The sequence below is a fragment of the Pseudomonas sp. TE36184 genome, assembly GCF_054060055.1.
Genome location: NZ_JBSSCU010000001.1, coordinates 1,173,526 through 1,192,191, shown reverse-complemented (window position 1 = coordinate 1,192,191; position 18,666 = coordinate 1,173,526). Strand labels below are relative to the sequence as shown.

13 protein-coding genes and 6 pseudogenes are annotated in these 18,666 nt (G+C 53.5%); 11 read left to right on the top strand and 8 right to left on the bottom strand.

From position 1 onward, the window contains the following. Nucleotides 1-60 precede the first annotated feature (60 nt). From ACVWZP_RS05390 to ACVWZP_RS05380, 3 genes and pseudogenes are all read left to right on the top strand, one after another. Nucleotides 61-684: pseudogene (locus tag ACVWZP_RS05390) on the top strand (SIR2 family NAD-dependent protein deacylase); the annotation flags it as partial. 118 nt (nt 685-802) lie between these two features. Continuing rightward, on the top strand, nt 803-1,273 hold the full coding sequence (locus tag ACVWZP_RS05385; RefSeq protein WP_457369486.1) for an antitoxin Xre/MbcA/ParS toxin-binding domain-containing protein: 471 nt from the start codon (nt 803-805) through the stop codon (nt 1,271-1,273). 77 nt (nt 1,274-1,350) lie between these two features. Further along, nucleotides 1,351-1,656 carry a hypothetical protein gene (locus ACVWZP_RS05380; RefSeq protein ID WP_457369485.1) on the top strand — a complete coding sequence of 102 codons (306 nt, stop codon included), beginning with the start codon at nt 1,351-1,353 and terminating at the stop codon, nt 1,654-1,656. Between the two features lie 440 nt (nt 1,657-2,096). On the opposite strand, the gene ACVWZP_RS05375 is transcribed toward ACVWZP_RS05380, so the two are convergent. Beyond that, nucleotides 2,097-2,546 carry an antitoxin Xre/MbcA/ParS toxin-binding domain-containing protein gene (locus ACVWZP_RS05375; protein ID WP_457369484.1) on the bottom strand — a complete coding sequence of 150 codons (450 nt, stop codon included), beginning with the start codon at nt 2,544-2,546 and terminating at the stop codon, nt 2,097-2,099. A gap of 507 nt (nt 2,547-3,053) precedes the next feature. After that, nucleotides 3,054-3,541: pseudogene (locus ACVWZP_RS05370) on the bottom strand (IS30 family transposase); the annotation flags it as partial. 463 nt (nt 3,542-4,004) lie between these two features. Between ACVWZP_RS05370 and ACVWZP_RS05365 the strand changes: the two are divergent. The 6 genes and pseudogenes from ACVWZP_RS05365 to ACVWZP_RS05340 form a co-directional block, all read left to right on the top strand. Next, nucleotides 4,005-4,490, top strand: a complete 486-nt coding sequence (locus ACVWZP_RS05365) for a hypothetical protein (RefSeq protein ID WP_457369483.1) — start codon at nt 4,005-4,007, stop codon at nt 4,488-4,490. 166 nt (nt 4,491-4,656) lie between these two features. Beyond that, complete coding sequence (locus ACVWZP_RS05360; protein ID WP_457369482.1) at nt 4,657-6,336, top strand: ShlB/FhaC/HecB family hemolysin secretion/activation protein; 1,680 nt, start codon at nt 4,657-4,659, stop codon at nt 6,334-6,336. Between the two features lie 65 nt (nt 6,337-6,401). Then, a complete protein-coding gene (locus ACVWZP_RS05355; RefSeq protein ID WP_457369481.1) occupies nt 6,402-7,541 on the top strand; it encodes an MFS transporter in 1,140 nt (379 codons plus the stop codon). Between the two features lie 97 nt (nt 7,542-7,638). Continuing rightward, nucleotides 7,639-8,547, top strand: coding sequence for an MASE1 domain-containing protein (locus ACVWZP_RS05350; protein WP_457369480.1), 909 nt, complete (start codon nt 7,639-7,641; stop codon nt 8,545-8,547). A 371-nt stretch (nt 8,548-8,918) separates the two neighbouring features. Further along, nucleotides 8,919-10,247 carry a hypothetical protein gene (locus ACVWZP_RS05345; RefSeq protein WP_457369479.1) on the top strand — a complete coding sequence of 443 codons (1,329 nt, stop codon included), beginning with the start codon at nt 8,919-8,921 and terminating at the stop codon, nt 10,245-10,247. Nucleotides 10,248-10,483: 236 nt separating this feature from the next. Beyond that, a pseudogene (locus tag ACVWZP_RS05340) lies at nt 10,484-10,636 on the top strand (IS66 family transposase); the annotation flags it as partial. Nucleotides 10,637-10,655: 19 nt separating this feature from the next. Here the strand turns inward: ACVWZP_RS05340 and ACVWZP_RS05335 are convergent. After that, nucleotides 10,656-10,951, bottom strand: a pseudogene (locus tag ACVWZP_RS05335) (IS3 family transposase); the annotation flags it as partial. A gap of 579 nt (nt 10,952-11,530) precedes the next feature. Here ACVWZP_RS05335 and ACVWZP_RS05330 point away from each other — a divergent pair. Continuing rightward, nucleotides 11,531-12,463 (top strand): hypothetical protein, encoded by a 933-nt coding sequence (locus ACVWZP_RS05330; RefSeq protein WP_457369478.1) that lies wholly within the window; start codon nt 11,531-11,533, stop codon nt 12,461-12,463. A 225-nt stretch (nt 12,464-12,688) separates the two neighbouring features. Here ACVWZP_RS05330 and ACVWZP_RS05325 read toward each other — a convergent pair. The 4 genes and pseudogenes from ACVWZP_RS05325 to tnpA form a co-directional block, all read right to left on the bottom strand. After that, nucleotides 12,689-13,264 (bottom strand): annotated as a pseudogene (locus ACVWZP_RS05325) (plasmid pRiA4b ORF-3 family protein). Nucleotides 13,265-13,267: 3 nt separating this feature from the next. Continuing rightward, a pseudogene (gene tnpC / locus ACVWZP_RS05320) lies at nt 13,268-14,774 on the bottom strand (IS66 family transposase). Nucleotides 14,775-14,798: 24 nt separating this feature from the next. Further along, entirely contained in the window at nt 14,799-15,155 is a 357-nt protein-coding gene (tnpB, locus tag ACVWZP_RS05315; RefSeq protein WP_457369477.1) for an IS66 family insertion sequence element accessory protein TnpB, read from the bottom strand. Further along, entirely contained in the window at nt 15,152-15,529 is a 378-nt protein-coding gene (gene tnpA, locus ACVWZP_RS05310; protein ID WP_457369476.1) for an IS66-like element accessory protein TnpA, read from the bottom strand. The genes tnpB and tnpA overlap by 4 nt, the downstream gene beginning before the upstream one ends. Before the next feature lie 644 nt (nt 15,530-16,173). Between tnpA and ACVWZP_RS05305 the strand changes: the two genes are divergently transcribed. Next, on the top strand, nt 16,174-16,788 hold the full coding sequence (locus ACVWZP_RS05305) for a trimeric intracellular cation channel family protein (protein ID WP_457370387.1): 615 nt from the start codon (nt 16,174-16,176) through the stop codon (nt 16,786-16,788). A gap of 279 nt (nt 16,789-17,067) precedes the next feature. Here the strand turns inward: ACVWZP_RS05305 and ACVWZP_RS05300 are convergent, their stop codons facing one another. Further along, the gene (locus ACVWZP_RS05300) at nt 17,068-18,006 is read right to left on the bottom strand and encodes a hypothetical protein (protein ID WP_457369475.1); all 939 of its coding nucleotides are present in this window, start codon (nt 18,004-18,006) and stop codon (nt 17,068-17,070) included. Nucleotides 18,007-18,666 lie beyond the last annotated feature (660 nt).

Sequence of the window (18,666 nt, the reverse complement as noted above, 5' to 3'; positions counted from 1 at the left end):
GGGCTATTTTTTTACGTTGAGAGTCTGTAGTGGTCTAATGAAACCGGACACCCATTTAACCCACAGCGTCTGGAAACCGCTGACGCGTTTCGAGAGAACTCCGCCCTGGTATGGGGGTGGTATCTGTGGCGTCGGCGCCAAGTCACTCTGGCCCAACCTAACGCGGGTCATCACTCAATCAGCAAGTTTGCGAAGGCTGGCTGGGACGTATCGGTGATCACCCAGAATATTGACAATCTGCATGAGCGGGCCGGAGTAGATGCAGTTGTCCATCTGCATGGCACCCTGCTGAGCGTGAAATGCTTTGCATGTCACCGTCCGATTGCATTGGATCCGGAACAGTTGGGAATTTCCAAAGAGGGCGAGTTGGTTGAGCCGCCTAGGTGCAGCCGCTGCAATCGTCGAGCCCGACCGGGAGTAGTCTGGTTTAGGGAGAATTTGCCTGAGGATGCTTGGCTGTCGGCTGTGCGGCTCGTCAGGACCTGCGACGTGCTTATCTCCGTAGGGACATCTGGTGTAGTGAGGCCGGCAGCGGACCTGCCTGAGATGGCCATCAGAGCGAAAGCCACTGTGATCCACGTAAACCTTGAGGATGTGAGCCTGGGAGACGATAGGGAGATCATGTTGATAGGCAGCGCTGCGCAAGTGCTGCCGGAGTTGCTCGGATGTTTGGGAGTGAAGTAGTGATCTTGAGCGATCCAGCGAGCCGAGGTGGAATTAACTCATATTTCAAAGCGGCTGATCACTACAATGAGAGAGAAGCGGATTTAATCTGGCATACAGAGCATTGGGAGTCAGTCCAATGAGTTCTTCAATCTTGAGACCTCAAACAGGGGCCGCAGCTCAACCGCCGACGTTCCAGTTGACCCGTGCTGAGACAGGAAGCTTGAGTCATCTAGACATCCTGCGCCTTGTCCAAGCTGGTTTTGCCCTCAGTGATGTTCAGGCTATGGTCCGCTCATCAAGCCTGTTCAAAGATCATAAGCTCCTGGAGCGAATCATGGGGAAGTCCGCTCGGACCATCCAACGGCTGAGTAATCTCCAGAACGAAGTCCGATTGAATCCCCAGCAGAGCGCTGTAGCGCTCCAATACGCCCAGGGGCTTGAGCTTGCAGTGATGGTCTTCGGCTCTCAAACGCTCGCCGAGAATTGGCTGGGACGGTCATGTAAGCATCTGTCAGGGATTGTTCCTGTCGAGATGCTCAATACCTCGGTGGGTTTCAAGGTTGTGGTTGAATACCTGGAGCGCGCTCGCTTGGGTGTTTATCAGTAGCGGCGTGCCCCTCCACGCGATACGGTCACTCGGGGCTCATCTGCTTTCATACGCTTGCTGACGTGAGGAGATAGGAGATGAAAGTTATCGGTAAGGTCGAAATTGATGGTGTCAGAGACGTTGTTTGCGATGTCTGTCGACTCACCACCAAGGTACACAACGGTGGGTTTCAATTTGCAACGTTGCAGGCACATTGGGGCTACGGAACGAAGCATGACGGTGAGCGGTGCGAGATACACCTGTGTGAAGGCTGCTTTTTCCAAGCTGTTGCCGGCCTCAAGCAAGAGCGGCGTACTCAAGGGCTCTTCGACGATGATGGCGGAATGCCGGATGACGATTTCGGTTTGATTACGAAGGATGATTTCTTCAAGGACAGAGGTTGATGCAGCGTGGCCACAACGGCCGTTTCCGCAGAAGAAAATGGTAGTTCACTTCGATTGCAGGTTCTTGTTCAGAACGTACTAATCAAGAGGGAGCGGCCCCATTGATGACCTGGGTCACGATGCGTTCTCTCACGCCACACAAGCTTTTGCCCGAATCCTGAAATCACGACAGATGCTTCGACCATAGTTATCGCAGGCACGCTCGCTTTGACTGCTGGTGGTGGTCTATGTCCAATGCGGCGGCAGCCTCCAGGAATCGTTGTTGGGTTTTTTGAGACCGACTCGCCAAGAGGCACTTAGCTTGGATCTTCAGTTGTTCTTTCAGATACCACTTAGTGGCCCTAACTTTGCGTCTGCCTTTCATCGCTATTGCTCGAATTAGAATCAGCAGGCCGCGAGGCGGCAGCCGTGGGAGGCATGAAAATTCGCTCACCTTACGATTAAAAAGGTAATGGATCTGTTAGCCCGATCAGCAACCGTTCCACCTGCCCAATGCCTGGGGTAGTGGAAAGCATCTCGTAAGGTTTCCTACCAGCAAATCGTTTCTTTGGCTTAGAGAGCCATCGCACGGCTTTTGTTGAGTCGCCGAAAATTGCCTCCGCCATGGCTGTGACATGCACAAGCCTGAAGAGCCGGTCGCTTTCCTTTAACGTCAAACGCTGGTGTTGTGTCGCTCTAATTTTCAAAGCTTTGTTGGAAACGATCTGATCGCATTCTGACGAGAGAGGAAAGTGGTGATTGTTGAGCGACATGACGGTGTCAGGCGTGAAGCCGTGCGCGATTAACTCATGGATTTCAAGATCAGAGGCTGAGCAGGGGATGCCTAGCAAAGTTTCCAATCGAGTCCGATAAAAACGGTAAGCATCTTTTTGAAGGACTTCGGCAAGCATCGCGGCACCTGTCACACGGTACGATCTGCAGTCAGCATCCAGCAATTCAGGGACCTTGTGAAGTCAGTAGTCATTGAAAAAAGAATGCAGGCGCCGCGATTATTTCGGGATAGAGAAACGGGAGCTGGCGAATTCACCCGCGACAAACCCACGAAAATTCGTCGCATTAATTTCCAAATCCTACACATACCGCCAAACGAAGACCGCCAAGACGTATCAGATTTCCCGGCACCGCGTGGTAATTGAAGTGCCCACTGACCACTCGGTTAAGCCACTGACCACGACTCGAACAGGCTCATGACGTCGGTGTTTCAGCTCATCCCGAATAGCCAGCAGCGTCGCACGCATTCGCTTCTTAACCGTCAGGCGCAGTATTTGAAATCCACCACTTCTGTTGGCACTACAACAGTGTGTGAAGCCCAGGAAGTCAAACGTCTCCGGTTTACCCAAACCTCGCTTCCTACGATTTCTCGCGGCAAAACGACCAAATAGATCGCCACAGCTCGATGGGAAGTCAGCCACCGTCTTCTTCAATGCGTTGGCCATACCAACAGCCCTGTAGCCCGCCAGCGCCGGGCCGTTCTTCGCGCGTTTTTCGTGAGGTAGATGGGCAAGCATGGTAAATCGAGTTGAGCGCTCGATCAGAGTTTCAATCGCAGAACGCTTGAGGCCGATGATCAGGTCGCCCTCCCAATGCCCGGGTGCAGCCCGATCTTCTACCTCAGCAGGGCGACTGGAGATCATAACGTCCTCGTTGACGTGTTTAGCCCGCGCTCTGACTTTCGGCACGCGCAACCTCGTCCTGAGCGCAGGCAGCTCACCAGTTCGCGCTTGAGAGCTCCTCGACCCTGAATGTAGAGCGCCAAATATACGGCTTCATGAGATATGCGCGTGGATTTATCATCCGGAAAATCGATCTGGAGGCTGTTGGTAATCTGTTCAGGCGACTAGCCATTGAGCCATCTACGGTCACTGCGATGTGGTTTATTTCGACCTATGAAGGGTGCTTGTCGAGACCTAGAAATGTACACCCTTACCCTGACTTTGCGTCACATACCCGAGGCAGGAGCCGTATGCGGTAGTTCCGCACGTACGGATCTGTGCGGGGGCAGGTAACTGCCGTTCCTACCGCGACCGTTCAGACTTGATCTGACAGTTAATGGGATGTAACTGTAACTATCAGATTAAGTTCTCCGTAGAGCCTGGTGCAAAGTGGCACCCACCCTAAAGTGGGTACTTTGATCTGCCACCCCAGCCGCGCGTCCGACTTTCGGAAGCCTCCTTTTTGCGCGCGCGAAGTTTCCCCCTCATCCTTGCGAAATTTCCTAGAGCAAAAAAAGCTCTTCCCCTCTACTGTGGGCTCAAGCCACGCAAAAAGGTGCTTCTCCGTTTATTTATATGTGAGTGGCGTGTGGCTCAACTGTAAACGCGTGATCGTCAATGTCGGTGGTAATAACCATGTTTAAGATTGCCCATTCAGTGTTTTTTTTCGTGCTTACTAGCCTTTGTTCGCGCTCCGCTGAGCCAAGTATTCGTTCGCTTCAGTGCGTTTCATGCTTGTTGCTGGCGGCCTTGATCGCAGTGGTGTGGAGTGTGCATTCGGTGATGGCTGGTGTTGGTGTCCGGATATTAAAGGCGCAGGCGCTCAATGCTGTGGTAGTAGCGGGGTATAAGGCGGCCGCGCGCCCTTCTGTCACGCCAAGCGATTCGGCGTTGCTGGATCTTTATGTTGATGAGCCGATGCTTGAAATTGTAAGTCGGACTGTGGCGAACTCGCATGCCTCAGCTCGGCGCTCACTGCCCGAATCCGTTGTGCAGGCCCACGCCGCGGGCTTTCCCGCCTGCCGTCAAATGGGCGGCCGTCAGGGCGGTTATATACCTAGCGGCGAATTGTTGTTTGATCGTCGTGACCTTGAACTTGAAGTGCGCTGCCAGGTGTTTTAGGTAAGCGCAAAGATGGCGTCCCTTTAGCGCCTTTTTGGTATGCGATGAATCGCGCCTTAAAAAACATCGCTGAAGCTTTTGTCCGATTTGGTTTGTTCATCATATCGTTCGTAATGGCGACGCTTCATCGTGAATTGAAATGCTAATTTTCTTTGTTGGAAGTCTAATGAACTATTCAAAGTATTCCCTTGTTCATGCGGTCACCTCAGCTATTGTTTTGATGGTCGCCGCTCCGGCGATCGCTGAGGTACAAGCCCCGAACGCAGGATCGATTCTGCAGCAGAAAAAGTCGGAGTCCCGCGACCTTGAAGCTCCGCAGTCCGGCCTGCAACCGGCTGGCGTACTCAAAAGTGAGCCGTTGAAACAGCCACGCTATGCGCTTAAGCGTTTTGAGTTTGTGGGTAATACCAAGGTTTCGAGCGAGGAGTTGGGCCTGGCGGTGCAGCCCTATATAGGTCGCGAAGTTACCGGCTTGCAAATGGAGCAAATCGCTGAAGTGATCAGTGCGGTTTATTCGGTGCATGGTTACGGCTTTACCTCCACAACTTATGACCCGGTCGCGCTGGTGCAGGGCAGTGCGGAGTTTTCGATTGTGGAAGGCAAGGCTGGTAAGGTGGTGGTCAATAATCAAAGTCGCGCGAATGATTGGCTGGTCGAGGGCCTGCTGGAGCGGTTTCACAATAACCCGGATAACACCGAGATTTTGGAGCGGGCAGGGTTGTTGATCAATGATATCCCCGGTGCCTCCGTAGGCGCTTCGCGCCTGTCGCGTGGCTCGGTGGATGGCACGGTGGATGTTGCGGTGGATGTGAAAAGTACCCCGCTTTTCAGTGGTTATGCGTCGATTGATAACTATGGTAGCCGCAACTCGGGCCGTACGCGCATGAGTGCGATGCTCGGTGTGAATAGTCCGTTTGGTTGGGGTGATTCGCTACGATTGAACGTGTCGGGTACGCCGTTTCACTCCGATGGTAAATCCACTTTGGGCGGAGCGGTCTACGATTTTCCGCTCAGTAACGGAGGCTTGCGTGGTGGTGTTGGTTACAATCGCTTGAAATACAACCTGGGCGGGGTCTACACCGGGCTGTTTGACGGTACCGCGGATGTATGGTCGGCCTATGCGAGTTATCCGTTTATTCGTCAGCAAGCAACTAACCTGTCTGGCCAGCTGACGTATAGCCACAGTATTTATCTCGATAATCAGGTGGGCTTTGAGAATCGCCGGCATTCGGATGCGATGGCGTTGATGGTGTCCGGTGATCATCAGGACATGCTGTTTGAGCGTAATGGTGTTAACAAGTTTGCGTTCACATTGACTCACGGCAAGCTGCAGTACGACAGCCAAACATTTGCATTGCAAGATAAAGCCGGAAGCAAAACGGCGGGGGACTACAGCAAGGCAGAGTTAGCACTGTCGCGCATGCAGCAATTAACCGGCTCTACGTACCTGCAAGCTGAGTTGCAGGGCCAGCAAGGCTTTAAGAATCTGGATGGCGCGTCGCGGATGGTGTTGGGTGGTCCATCGGGCGTGCGTGCGTTCAGCTCAGATTACCTGTCTGTCGACAGTGGCATATTGTTTCGCGGCACCGCGGGCTGGCGTTTACCGCTGGGATTGCCAGTCACCGTCTACACGTTCTATGACGCGGCCGCAGGTGCGCTGCGCCATACGCCGCTGCGTGGGGTGGCGAACAATGTCAGTCTGCAAGGTGCGGGGGTAGGGGTGGATGTGTCCTACCACAACATCAGGGCGTCGGTCAGCACGGCCACCCGCGTCGGCGGTGAAGCACTGGATATCCAGGGCCAGCCGAAAAATTGGACGTGGGCGTCACTCACTTATTCGTACTAGGCTAATGCGTCGGATCCGTTTTCCGTGTCCGCAGCACAAAACCTTCGAGAGCCTGGGGATCCGACATGATGATATTTTTCCCAAGCAAGCACACCACGGTCATGACGTTGACCGTGATGGTATTCGGGCTAAGTTACGGGGTGACGGCGCCATTGATTGCCATCGCGTTGGCCGCCGATGGCTACAGTGATTTTTATATCGGGCTCAACGCGGCCATGCATGCCATTGGGGTGTTCGCTGTGGCGCCGTTGCTGCCTGTGATGTGCCGCCGCTTCAGTCCAAAGCAGCTGTTGTTGGTATCGCTTGGCGCCACTGTGCTGGTGTTAATGCTGTTCCCTGTGTTGCCTCTGGCCAGTTGGTTTGTGCTGAGGTTGGCGTTGGGTGTGTTCAGTGAGGTTGTGTTGGTGGTGGCTGAAAGCTGGCTTAATCACTTCACTGTCGAAGAAGCACGTGCCCGCACTATGGCGTTGTACGTAACCAGCTTATCGTTGGGGTTTGCCCTTGGGCCGCTTATTTTATCCTGGGTCGAGCACGCGTCGGAGCAGGCCTTTGTCATTGCCAGCCTCATTACGCTGACGGCCGCAGTACTGGTGGCTGCGCTGACATCCTCCAGTAGACCTATAGCGGTCGATAACAGTCCATCCCTTAAGCGCTATTGGCAACTCATGACCCTAGCATTGGCAGCCACTGCGTTGAACGGCGCACTGGAAAGCGCCGGCATGAATTTGCTAGTGATTTACGCCATGAAGCTGGGATGGCTGAAGCAGCAGGCCACATGGCTATTGTCTATCCTGCTGCTGGGAGCGATTGTACTGCAGCTACCGATCGGTTGGATCGCTGATCGAATGGACCGACAGCGGTTAATTGCGGTATTGGCGGTGCTGTCCACTCTCGGCGCTTTGGCTTGGCCCTGGGCCCTAGATGAGTCGTGGCTCGCCTATGGCCTGCTGTTCGTGTGGGGCGGTGTATTTGTCGGCATTTACACTGTGGTGATCACGGTTATTGGTGATAGATATCGCGGCGGAGATTTAGTCGGTGCGTACTGCGCGCTGTCGGTCGCCTGGGCGGTGGGCGCGTTGCTAGGGCCGGCGCTCGGTGGTGCGGCGATGAGCTACGCCATCCATGGCCTTGCAGGGCTGGCTGCGGTGCTGTGTGGTCTATTCACACTGTTTGCCATGTACAACAGCCGGCGGTATCACCGTTGACGGCAAGGTCGTCGACTGGACGAACTTATGCTTGTTGGTACAGGGGAGGGGGGCTGCCCTTTGCACAGATTCCAAACCCAAGGAACGAGAAGGCAGCATGAGAAACGTTTTGCGGTACAGCAGCGGTTTGGTTCTTTGGGCGCTGACCTACTATGTTGTCGCCATCGCCTCATTGGCGTTTGACGATCCTCAGTCACAAAAGGCGATTATCTGGTTTCCGGCGGGAGTGGCGGTCTCGGCCTTTTTAAGTTCACGCCGCTCGCGCTGGCCGCTTTTGCTGCTGGCATTGCTGGTCGCCAAAGTGCTGCTGGGCAACCATGGTGATTATGGTGTCTGGCATATCATTTTTAGCGCCGGGTTCGGGGTGTTGGGTGCTCTGGTAATTGCGGGGTTGGTAGGCTACTTCAAGCGCCCGGGTGACGAATTGCACGAAGTTATCGTGTGGATCGTTGCCACTGTCACCGTCAGTGCTGTGTGGGTCATTCTGCTCAAATTGGGGGCCGAACTTATGGAGGATGACCTTCCGCAGAATGCGTTTTGGGCAACCTGGATTTCGCTGATCAACGGAATCTTCTTCGCCACCGTCATTGTGATGGGCTTGGTACATCCGCGCCCCGTGAGGGCTCGTGCAGCGTTTTTCGGCGCGCTCTGGTTGCTGCTGTTGGGGCTGGTCACTTGGTACGTGTTCAGCGGGCCGCCCCACTGGTTAGTCAGTATCGTACAAACCAATGCAGGTGCTGCTCTCTATTTTATGCTGACCTGCCTTCCCCTTGTACTCACTATCGTTGTTGCAGTGGTCGGCGGACGGCGAATGAGCTCGATGGCACTGCTGGTGTTGGGTGTCATGGTCGTAAGTTATACCGATCAGCGAATAGGACCCTTTTACTTGGCCGGGCTGCTGAGTGGGGAGCCATTGGTACTTGCGCAAAGCTATCTGTCAATTATCGCCTTGTTGGTTGCCGTGATTCGCGCCACGACGCGGGGGCTGTGTCGGCCCGATCCATAGAGCGGGCATGTGCCGGACCAGGGCGTGGCATATCAACTTCATCTGGCCTCCGGCCTGCTCAGCTGGGACGACCATGCACAGCAACTGCTGGGCGTATCTACTCTCGCCCTGAGTAGTCAGCAGCGGGTGATGCAGCGTGTACATCCCAATGATCTAGACAAACTTAAAGATCATTGGTTTGGGGATAGTCCGGTTGGCCAGCCTGAGTGCTTGGCCTTGCGAATTCGACAAGATAACGGCGGATGGCTATCCATCCATGATCTGAGCCCTGGAATCCTCCTTAGCGCTGAGGGCCGTTTGAGGGTAGGCGTGTGGGCGCGTCACGTGAAAAGTTGGTCGTGGTATTTCGATGCCGTAAGGGGAAGGTTGTCATGATCCAGATTGCGTTATTGTTGTTCGGCGTAGAATTTACCCGTTCCCGTGCAAGACTCTTGGGTGTGGTTGGGTTCATCTGGGGGGCGTTGGGCGTCGCTGTGATGATCGACGGCCTAGATGGTAATCTTTACTTTCCGCTACGAATCTTCGGGCTGTTATTGCTGTTGGAAAGCCTGGTCACCCTGAGCGTTGCCTCCAGCGGTATGGGCGCGCAGCGCGCTGTGTTGTATTTCAAAGGTGGCATTTGTTTCTTCGTTGCCACCCTGATCTTATCCGATAAGGTCTACAGCAACCTGCTGCTGGCGATTGTCTTTGGCTTCACTTACTTTGTCATGGGCGTGTTGGTCATTACCTGCGCCTGTGTGGTCAGGTACCTACACTGGCGATCTTCGTTGATCAGTGGCGGGGCGCAGATTGTGTTTGCACTACTGTTAGTCATTCCCTATCCCATCGACTATAACGCGACCGTCCTTTTCTTTCTGGGCTCGTTGATGATCGTCGGCGGGCTCGATATGGTGCGATTATCGCGCCGTGCGCGACGGTTGCGCGAGGGGGCGTCGACGTTTGATCTATTGGCTCCGGGTGATTTGCTCACCGACTTACTCAATGCCTCGCCAGAGGAACCTTGGGAGGCCAATTATGTTAGTGGCGAGCCTTTAGTGGTGCATATCTGGACGCCGGAAGGTACCTCCGGCGCGACGACGGTTCCGCGGCCGATCATCAATCGCTATATAGCTGCGGTTGACGCTGAAGGTGTTATTTCAACCGGGCATGCCGCGATTGAGTTGGCGTCAGGGCTGTACATCAGCCTCTACCCGGCCTCGGACATTGATCGGTCACCTTCTGAGTTTCTGCGTCTGCTCAAAGCGACCCGGGATAATGATGTGCCTGGTATGTTTCTCTCGGACTACGCCACCGAAGTGGCTAGCTGGTGCGATTCAGACCGGAGGATCCTGTTTCATGAATACAACATCGCAGCGCTGATGCGGTTTTGGGCTAAGTATCGGCAGGAAACCACCTACAACCTAACCTATCGTAACTGTTCGAGCAGTGTGGCGTATGCACTGGAGGCGGCCATGGACGGAGTGTTGTCCAGCCGAGGGCGGCAATGGCGCTCCACGCTGCGCACCGTACTCATGCCCGAGCTGTGGATTGCTGCGCATATACGCAAGCGCGCGTTGACGATGGCGTGGACGCCTGGGTTGGTGATGGATTATGCCCGTGCCCTCGGGGCTATTGTTCACCCGGCGCCATTGTCGTGGGTTCAGCGCTTGCCATGGAGGGGGCTTAGGGTGCACACCTTGCCCAATGAGCTCGGGGGCTGATCATCTCCAGATCCCGAGGCGCCATCTGTGCGTCTTCACGGGTCGGCATCAGCAGCGGGTTCTGGTGAATGTAACTGTCGGGCCCGCCGGGCAAGACCACCAACCAGCCTGGCGTTTCCGTGGCGGGCATCGCGATGAGCCACGGTATCAACGCTAATGTCGTGCGCCGGTGGCTACCGCTTTTCCGTGGCCAGCAAGCAGTCGTGCTGCCAGCTTTTGTTCCCGTAAACGTCGTACCGGCTAACCCCAGACCAATCGATAAGGGCATCCCGACCGCCGGGTTGCTGGCACATGTCATGATCGCGAAGTTTGCCGAGCATCTTCCGCTTTACCGTCAGGAATCGATTTTCGGTAGCGCAGGCTTGGCTATTTCTACGCTCAACCTTGGCCTGAATCACCCCGGATTCTCTAGACACCTTGTAAGCTCATTGCGTAACGCTTTTCAAACTTACCGGTGACAGCTGATTGTTGAAACCATGGCGGCGTTTTACGTTGTAGAACATCTCGATGTAATCGAACACATCACTACGAGCATCTTCCCGCGTGATGTAGATTTTTCGCTTGATCCGTTCCCGTTTCAGAAGCTGGAAAAAGTTCTCGGCCACGGCGTCGTCATGACAGTTGCCTCGGCGACTCATACTGGCAACCAAATTGTTCGCTTTCAAAAAACTGCGCCAATCGGAGCTGCTGTACTGGGCGGATTCAACCGGTCGTCGCAACACTGGATTGTTGTTCATGTCAACACCAGTTGAAAACTGACCGGGGGGGGGCAGTTTAGCATCGGTACTGACAGAAACTCGAGCAGCGTCGTCGTGTCTGGTCTACATTCCAAAGGAGGCAGCGGCCGTTGGACGCCGTCTCTATGGGGACAACATCTTGTAGGAGGTGGTTTACCACTATGAATTCGACCGATGAAGAAGGCTATTTATAGGTTTATCGTATGATTTTGACGTGGTAGTTGTCTGCACGCTGCTCTGGGTGCGTTCCAGAAGATGAGCTCTATCGCCTGGTTACTCCATAAGATCGACCCTGAATGGATGCTGATGCTTCTAGGATACAGGCTGTTACCTGCTTGGGCTTATCTGTAAATGGCTTTAGTGAGGGGAAGGAAGGGCAATAGCCGCGGCTCAGTGATGCTGCAAGTGACGAATATCTATCTTCATTATTTGCTAGGTCTGCGGGTAAGGTAGTGATGATGTAATTGTTGTGTGCTAAGTGCACGATATTGAGTGTGACGAATCTACGTATGGCACAGAGCGAATATCAGTAATCGGGGGTGAGAGATGTACCACAACAAGTTGGAGCAACACACTTCCAGCACCTCTAGGCGAGCGGAGGATGATTTGGGGCGGTCAGAGTATGGCGGGGTGGGTGACGATATTGAAGTATCGACCATCAATGATGGTTATTCTATTGTCGCAAGAGGACGTACGGGTTTGTTGCCTGATGATAGGCAAAAAATAGATTCTGCTCTAGATTTGTCTATAGATATCCTTGATACAGCGATTAAAGCTATTGAGTTAGGTTCGTCATCGCGAGTGCTGGGCATTCTATCGCAGTACCTGGCAGGTAGAAGTGAGGGTGAGGTCATGAATTTTGCGCCTGCTGTTCTTCGTAGAATGAAAATGATTAAAGTGGAGATGGGGAAGTATCGTATGGGGCAAAGCAGGCAGCACCAAATTGCAAAGGTCCTGCCTTTGCCGTCGAAAGGAGACAGTAAAGTTGCTGCTTTCGTGTTTCCAGAGACGGATCTGAAATTTAGGCGTTTGTTTTTGACGAGTGCTGGCATAAGTTTATCGACCACTGGTCTTGCTGCAACACTTATTCATGAGCTGTCTCATCATTTTCTAAATACAAAAGATTATTGGTTTAATAGCTACGCCGCCCATGCTCTTTCGCATCCTAACGCTAGCACGTCTCGAATCATTAAGCGGGTTGCTCGGGATGAACGGGGTCTGCTGGATTTGACTCATATGGCTAAAGATCAGTTTTGGAAGGACTCATGGGCTAAGGCGAGAGCTGCCGAGATTTCAAAAAAAATGAGTATCAAACCAAGTTATGCAAATAAAATAAGGATCAATAACGCAGACTCCATTGTCTCTATGATATTGTCTCTCTCGAGAAGAGAAATAAAAAAACGAAATGGGAATTTGGATTTAAGTCGGCTAGCATCAACACCGTTAAGTGATTCGCATCTAATATCCGAGTGGCTTTAACGTTAGGTCGGCCGTGCCTGAAAGGTCTTCAAATGTCAGTAATTGAAACAAGATAGAGGTTTTCCCGAGAGTTAAGTTATCGGGACATCATTGCTCGGCGTCTTCATGCATCTGTGACAGGATGCAGCGACTGCCCGCAGCGTTGTGACTTTGCGAAAACGCTCACCCGGCAGCGCAACAGAAGCCGTTCGACATCAGGCGTACGGCGCTTAACCGCCTTGCAACTCAAACCTTAATCCGTTTAAACCACTGGTTCACGCGCTCGCACTCAAATGTCACCGGATCAAAAACATCGCCATGCCATTCAACCATGGCGTCATGCTCTGGATGATCGGGGTTGCCCATCGCCTCCAGAAACTCCTCGTAACCAGGCCCGCCACCCACGTCTTCCGGTGGGCAAGCATTGGCGCCGTCGATGCAGTACGGCACCTGAGGACAGGCAACAGCGGGTAGCGTTTTTTTCGACCTTGATACTGTGATGCCAGCTGTCACCAAAGTCGTAGAGATAATTGAATGTCCGCTTTCCGCTCAGCGCCTTGGTCAGCGTTTTACGGGCTTCCGGGTTCACCGTCGGCCCCCAACCGGTCGGGCATGCCGTAGTTCTCACCGGCAATTTCAAACTCATGTAGATGGCTATCATCTCCATCCCATCACGACCTGGATGACATGGTGCAGCTTGCCCAAGGTGATGTTTTCAGGCACTGCGAACCGACGCCAAATCTTCGGAGTGATCCACTTCAGCTCGATGTGCAGCAGTAACAGGTCGGGGGCGGGTTTGGGTAAACGGACAGTTTTAACCATGGATCAGGCGGCCTCGCAGTGTTCAGTGTGATTCAAAGAAATGTTCCAAGGCAGCAACTCGCTCACCCGATTGATCGGGTGTTCGGCAATGTGCTCAAGCACGTAGGTCAGATAGGCCTGTGGGTTTAACCCGTTTAGCTTGGCAGTACCCTCCAGGCTGTAAATCGCATCGGCTCGTTCTCCGCCGGCATCGTAACTGGCAAACAGGTAGTTTTTGCGGCCCAGCGCGACGGCGCGTAGCGCCCGTTCGGCGGCGTTGTTGTCGATTTCGATTCGGCCGTCATTGCAGTAGCGCGTTAAGGCCTGCCACCGGTTGAAGGCATAGAGGATTACACCGCCCAATGCCGACTTTTTCGACAGTTGAGTCAGCGTCTGATTAAGCCATGCGTGCAGGTGCTCCAGCAGCGGACTGGCCCGACTTTGCCGAACCGTTTTTCGCAGGTTGGGCGGCTGCCCTCGGATCTCGCTTTCGATGGCATATAGGGCTGCAATCCGTTGCAGCGCCTCGGCGGCAAGGGGTGAAGCCAAGTCTTTGTAGACATCGTAAAACTTGCGCCGGGCGTGAGCCCAGCATGCAGCTTCCTCAATAGTGCCCGTCGCATACAGCTGAGCAAAACCGGCGTAGCCGTCAGCCTGCAAGATCCCGCTAAAGCCCTTGAGATGAGCGCGCGGATGTTGCCCCTTGCGATCCGAGGAGTAGGCAAACCAGACCGCCGCCGGTGTCGAGTCACCCGCAGGTCGGTCGTCCCGCACGCATGTCCACAGGCGAGCCGTTTTGGTCTTGCCGTTGCCCGGCGCGAGCACGCCAATCGGCGTGTCGTCTGCATGGACTTTGTGACCGCTCATGACGTGGTGCTCAAGGGCGTTGATCAGCGACCTGAGCAACTGACTGCTCTGGCCCACCCAGTCGGCCAGGGTTGAGCGCTCCAGCTCCACGCCCTCACGGGCGTAGATCTCGGATCTGCCGGTACAGCGGCAGATGATCGACAACCTTGGAGACCAGCACATGGGCCAACAACCCCGGACCTGCAAGGCCTCGGGCTATCGGACGACTCGGCGCCGGCACCTGGGCGATGTGCTCGCAGCAGCGACAGACCCACTTCGGACGGACATGACAAATAACTTTGAAACGTGCCGGAACGTACTCCAGCACTTCGGACACATCCTCACCCAAATAGCGAAGCTTCCCACCGCAGCCCGTGCATTGCGACTCGGGCTGATGCACGTGGGTTTCGCGAGGCAGGTGTTCGGGCAATGGTTTGCGGCGCGGAACTGCGCGAGGTGCCGGTTCGACTGGCGTTGTCATTTCGGCTTGGCTGACTTGCAGCTCTTCAAGGCTCAACTGGAGTTGATCGATCATCGCGTTCAGTTGCTCGGAGCTGCGACCGAACTGCGTACGACGCAGCTTGGCGATCATCATTTTCAAGCGCTCAATCTCTGCCCGCTGGGCAGAGACCAGAGTCTTCAAGGCTTGAAGATCGTTCGGCAGGGAGTCGATCACGAGAGTCATGACCGCATGTTACTGGGGATTTTTTCAGAGCGGCAAGTCAGACCGCGAGGACGGGCGCTGTACGAATTGGCCTGCGCCAATCAATGCCTTCCACAGCATCGATAACTGCGCAGGCGTCAGCGACACGCTGCCGCTGGTTGCTTGCGGCCAGACGAAGCGCCCTTGTTCCAACCGTTTGCAAAACAGACGCAAGCCGTCGCCATCCCACCACAACAGCTTGATCCGGCCACCGCGCCGTCCGCGAAAGGCAAATATCTGACCGGAAAACGGGTCGGCTTCCAACTGTGTCTGCACCAGTGCCGCTAAACCATCGAAGCCACGGCGCATATCCGTGACGCCGGCGGCGATCCAGATACGGGTTCCAGCGGGCGGGGCAATCATCGCAGCAACTGCTGCAAGACGAATTGCAGCGTCTGCGGATCGGGGGCGCCCGTGATACGCAGCTTGGCTTTTCCGACCTCAACTGCGATCTCGGAATGACACTCCGCCTGTGGCTGGAGGACTTGTGGCAGATCGATTGGCGCCTCCATCACCTGGACGGGCAAAAGCGTTGCGCTCTGGCTGACGGCGCCGAATACCCCTTCCTGATATTGATGCAGCCAGCGAAACACCAGGTTGGCATTGACGTCATGCTCACGAGCGATCAACGACACGGAGGCGCCAGGCTGGAGGGGCGCCTCGACGACTTGGCGTTTGAACGCCAGCGAGAAGTTGGGGCGGCGGCCGGTTCGACGGGCTAGGGCAACGGTATCCAAGATAGTGTCCACTAAAAAATGGTGTCCACTATCTTGGCTAATTTGGAGGGCTGTCAGGAGAGGGTGCTGGCCGGACGGTTACTTTTCAGGAGCGTCAGGCGCGACTCTCATCATGGGGCGGGGCATGCTTCATATTGACGCCGGATAGATTTGACCTCAAGGCATACCGCATTATTTTTATGGTTGGTACGTTAAAAAACGGCTTGTGGTTGATTCCAGTGAGCTCAACGCTGGAGCGATTAACATTGGGCGTTCAGCGCCGCAGACGCCAGTACCGATAGAAGAATCTTGATATATTCCGGAAATTTCCCGATTAAAAAAGCCGTAACGTGCCCCTAAAATAGGGCTCCTTATCACAATCGTAGAGGTGTGGTATGCCAATAAATCTCGTCATGCCAGCGTTGCGTCTTCCAAAACAAATTTTCAAAAAAAACAAAAGCTGCCCAAGAAGGTTTTCAATGCATGAGAGATAAAATCGCTAGCAAACTAGTTCGGTATTTTTCAGCCATTCAGACCTCTAATATAGTGCTCGAATCAAAGCGATTTTGGTCGAGGATGTTCAAGTTCTGGAGTGATCAGTCGACTATTTCCAGCGCTGGGCTGGGCAATTGCCGAGTATCGGGTGCGCCCCTGCAAGAGTCACTATCATGCTGCTGATGCTTTACCTCATTGCCATTGTGGCGGAAGCGATGACTGGCGCCTTGTCTGCCGGTCGTCGCGGCATGGACTGGTTTGGCGTCGTGCTGGTCGCCTGTGTAACCGCTCTGGGCGGTGGCAGTGTGCGAGATATCATGTTGGATCATTATCCGCTGACCTGGGTCAAGCACCCTGAATATTTGGTGCTGACATCTGTGGCCGCCCTGGTCACTATCCTTATTGCCCCGCTGATGCGGCACTTTCGTTCTCTGTTTATCGCGCTCGACGCCGTTGGTTTGGTGGCCTTCACTCTAATCGGCTGCCAGACCGCTTTGGAGGTGGGTAACAGCATGCTCGTTGCTTCTATCAGCGGAGTCATCACCGGTGTTTTTGGCGGAATTCTACGAGATATCTTCTGTAACGACATCCCGTTGATCCTTCGGCGCGAATTGTATGCCTGCGTGTCGTTCTTGTCGGCGTGGTTTTACATGCTGTGCATCTTTCTGGACATGTCCAGCGAGCAAGCGATCCTGCTTACCCTGTGTAGCGGTTTTCTATTGCGACTATTGGCAGTCCGCTTCCAGTGGGAAATGCCTAAGTTCATTTACAGCGATGAGCATTAACGTTCATGCCTCTTCTTCAAGGCGTAGACGACAATTTCCAAGTCGTGGCGTATCATCGTGGTGGTTTTGCAGGAGGGGGGGCAATAATGGGGAGACGTGCCTCTGCAGTCTTTACTGCGCTCGACTTCCGCTGTCGAGAGGCTCAGGGGCGCAAGGGCCATCTTCAATAGGGCGACTTTACGCTCACCCGGTATAAGCGAGCCCAAGATTTCTGTCGCACCTCCATTTCTAGCCTAAAACTAGAGGTCGTCAAAAATCAATGCCTATTTTAGGTGTGCGCTAAAAACGAAACTCTTCCACGGTCTTTGGGGGAGGTTCCGGCCAATTGTAAGTTAATTTCAGCCCCGGGTTTGCATTTTTGACCCTGTCAACGTATTTATTCAATTTTCCTTTGAGTCCCGCAGGAGAAGATCCGTTCCACTTAACGCTTTCTTTTGGGTCTGGCAGAATAATAATTTCGGATACTTCTAGGGGCGTTGAAAGGATCCCGTTTTTATGAATATCAAAGCCACCTTGGCCTGTAACAATAACCTCATTGTATTTTTTGCCGGAGCCATAACCAGTCATCTGTTCTCGGCTATTGCGGGCAGTTGTCTCGAGCAGTTGTGTTGTGGAGTAAATGCCTGCAGCCCCTCTAAACGTTTTTCTTCCTGCGGATTGGCTTCCCACTTGTATCTGATTGGGCTCGAGAATATCCAATTCTGTTAATTTTTTAAACTCCTCCGAATCATGATTTCTGAATACGATGTCTTCTGCAGCTGTTTTTATCAAGTTTGACGGGAGTCCTTTTAGTACGAATAGAATCTCTCCGTATGTTATACGATCGCCATTCCATGTACTTAAATCTACCAAGCTGCTGCTAATCATTCTCCAGGTGGGGAGGAGGCTATTAGCGCTCTTGTTTAATAGTTCGCTGTCCGTGTGGCCGGTATTTAAAGTATGTACAAGCTTTAAAGAATCATGATCTCCCTGCATTATTTTTTCCCATGACGCCCATTTTTTATCTGTCGGAATAACCGTGGATTGTTCAGTCGGAGAGCTTTTGATCTTATTCTGAGGTACTCTCCCATCGATGCCATACAAAGCAGCCGACTTATTTCCGATCATCCAGGATGGCTTCGGACTGACTATCAGGTCCTGTTCGTGCGCTTCGGAATCGGGCGACGCCACAGGTTGTCTGGGGCGCGATGACGTAGTTTTTACCTTGTGCTTATACATAGTCATTCCAAAAAAACAACGAAAGCCGGTGGATTGCGTTGAGGTAAGCGTTGATGAATAAAGGAAATTTGAAGCGAAATGCCCTTTATCTATCAGATAATCATAGCGGGGCTCCGGGTGTCGGGACAACAGTTTTCAAAATATAAGTGGATGCCTGTTCGTATAAAGCCATAGGGCCATCTCCCATTTCGAATGGATACTCAAAGGAGGGCGCGTGCTATGGTCGCTACGCTCTCATAAGTACTGTGCAACGATTGTCTAGTTATGCGCGTATGGCTCCCGGAGCTGCTGATTGGAATGTTGATTGATTGAGTGGTGGTGCCGGATGGACAGTATTCGATGGGTCATTTGCGCCGCGCTCTGCGTCAGTTTTCGGATTTGAGCCTGGAGCACATTTTAGACGAAACCACCATTCTCAACTTCCGTCGCCTGCTGGAGAGGCGAGAGTTGGCGACCTAAATTCTCGGCGCAATTAATGGTTACATAGATAAGAGCAAGTTTAGCGTCCATGGCCCCCAATGTGCAGATCGCCGGCAGACTGCGTCGTATCTGGCCTGATCACCCTGAGCGATATATGAGTCACAAAACCATCGATCTGGCAATTTATGCCTATCCGCGAGGTGAGTTGAAGCGTCAACTCATCAGCCACCTGCGCAGACC

Excerpts from the sequence above, each read along its gene's own strand:
- ACVWZP_RS05385 (WP_457369486.1), top strand. The coding sequence starts at position 803 with ATGAGTTCTTCAATCTTGAGACCTCAAACAGGGGCCGCAGCTCAACCG.
- ACVWZP_RS05380 (WP_457369485.1), top strand. The coding sequence starts at position 1,351 with ATGAAAGTTATCGGTAAGGTCGAAATTGATGGTGTCAGAGACGTTGTT.
- ACVWZP_RS05375 (WP_457369484.1), bottom strand. The coding sequence starts at position 2,546 with ATGCTTGCCGAAGTCCTTCAAAAAGATGCTTACCGTTTTTATCGGACT.
- ACVWZP_RS05365 (WP_457369483.1), top strand. The coding sequence starts at position 4,005 with ATGTTTAAGATTGCCCATTCAGTGTTTTTTTTCGTGCTTACTAGCCTT.
- ACVWZP_RS05360 (WP_457369482.1), top strand. The coding sequence starts at position 4,657 with ATGAACTATTCAAAGTATTCCCTTGTTCATGCGGTCACCTCAGCTATT.
- ACVWZP_RS05355 (WP_457369481.1), top strand. The coding sequence starts at position 6,402 with ATGATGATATTTTTCCCAAGCAAGCACACCACGGTCATGACGTTGACC.
- ACVWZP_RS05350 (WP_457369480.1), top strand. The coding sequence starts at position 7,639 with ATGAGAAACGTTTTGCGGTACAGCAGCGGTTTGGTTCTTTGGGCGCTG.
- ACVWZP_RS05345 (WP_457369479.1), top strand. The coding sequence starts at position 8,919 with ATGATCCAGATTGCGTTATTGTTGTTCGGCGTAGAATTTACCCGTTCC.
- ACVWZP_RS05330 (WP_457369478.1), top strand. The coding sequence starts at position 11,531 with ATGTACCACAACAAGTTGGAGCAACACACTTCCAGCACCTCTAGGCGA.
- tnpB (WP_457369477.1), bottom strand. The coding sequence starts at position 15,155 with ATGATTGCCCCGCCCGCTGGAACCCGTATCTGGATCGCCGCCGGCGTC.
- ACVWZP_RS05300 (WP_457369475.1), bottom strand. The coding sequence starts at position 18,006 with ATGTATAAGCACAAGGTAAAAACTACGTCATCGCGCCCCAGACAACCT.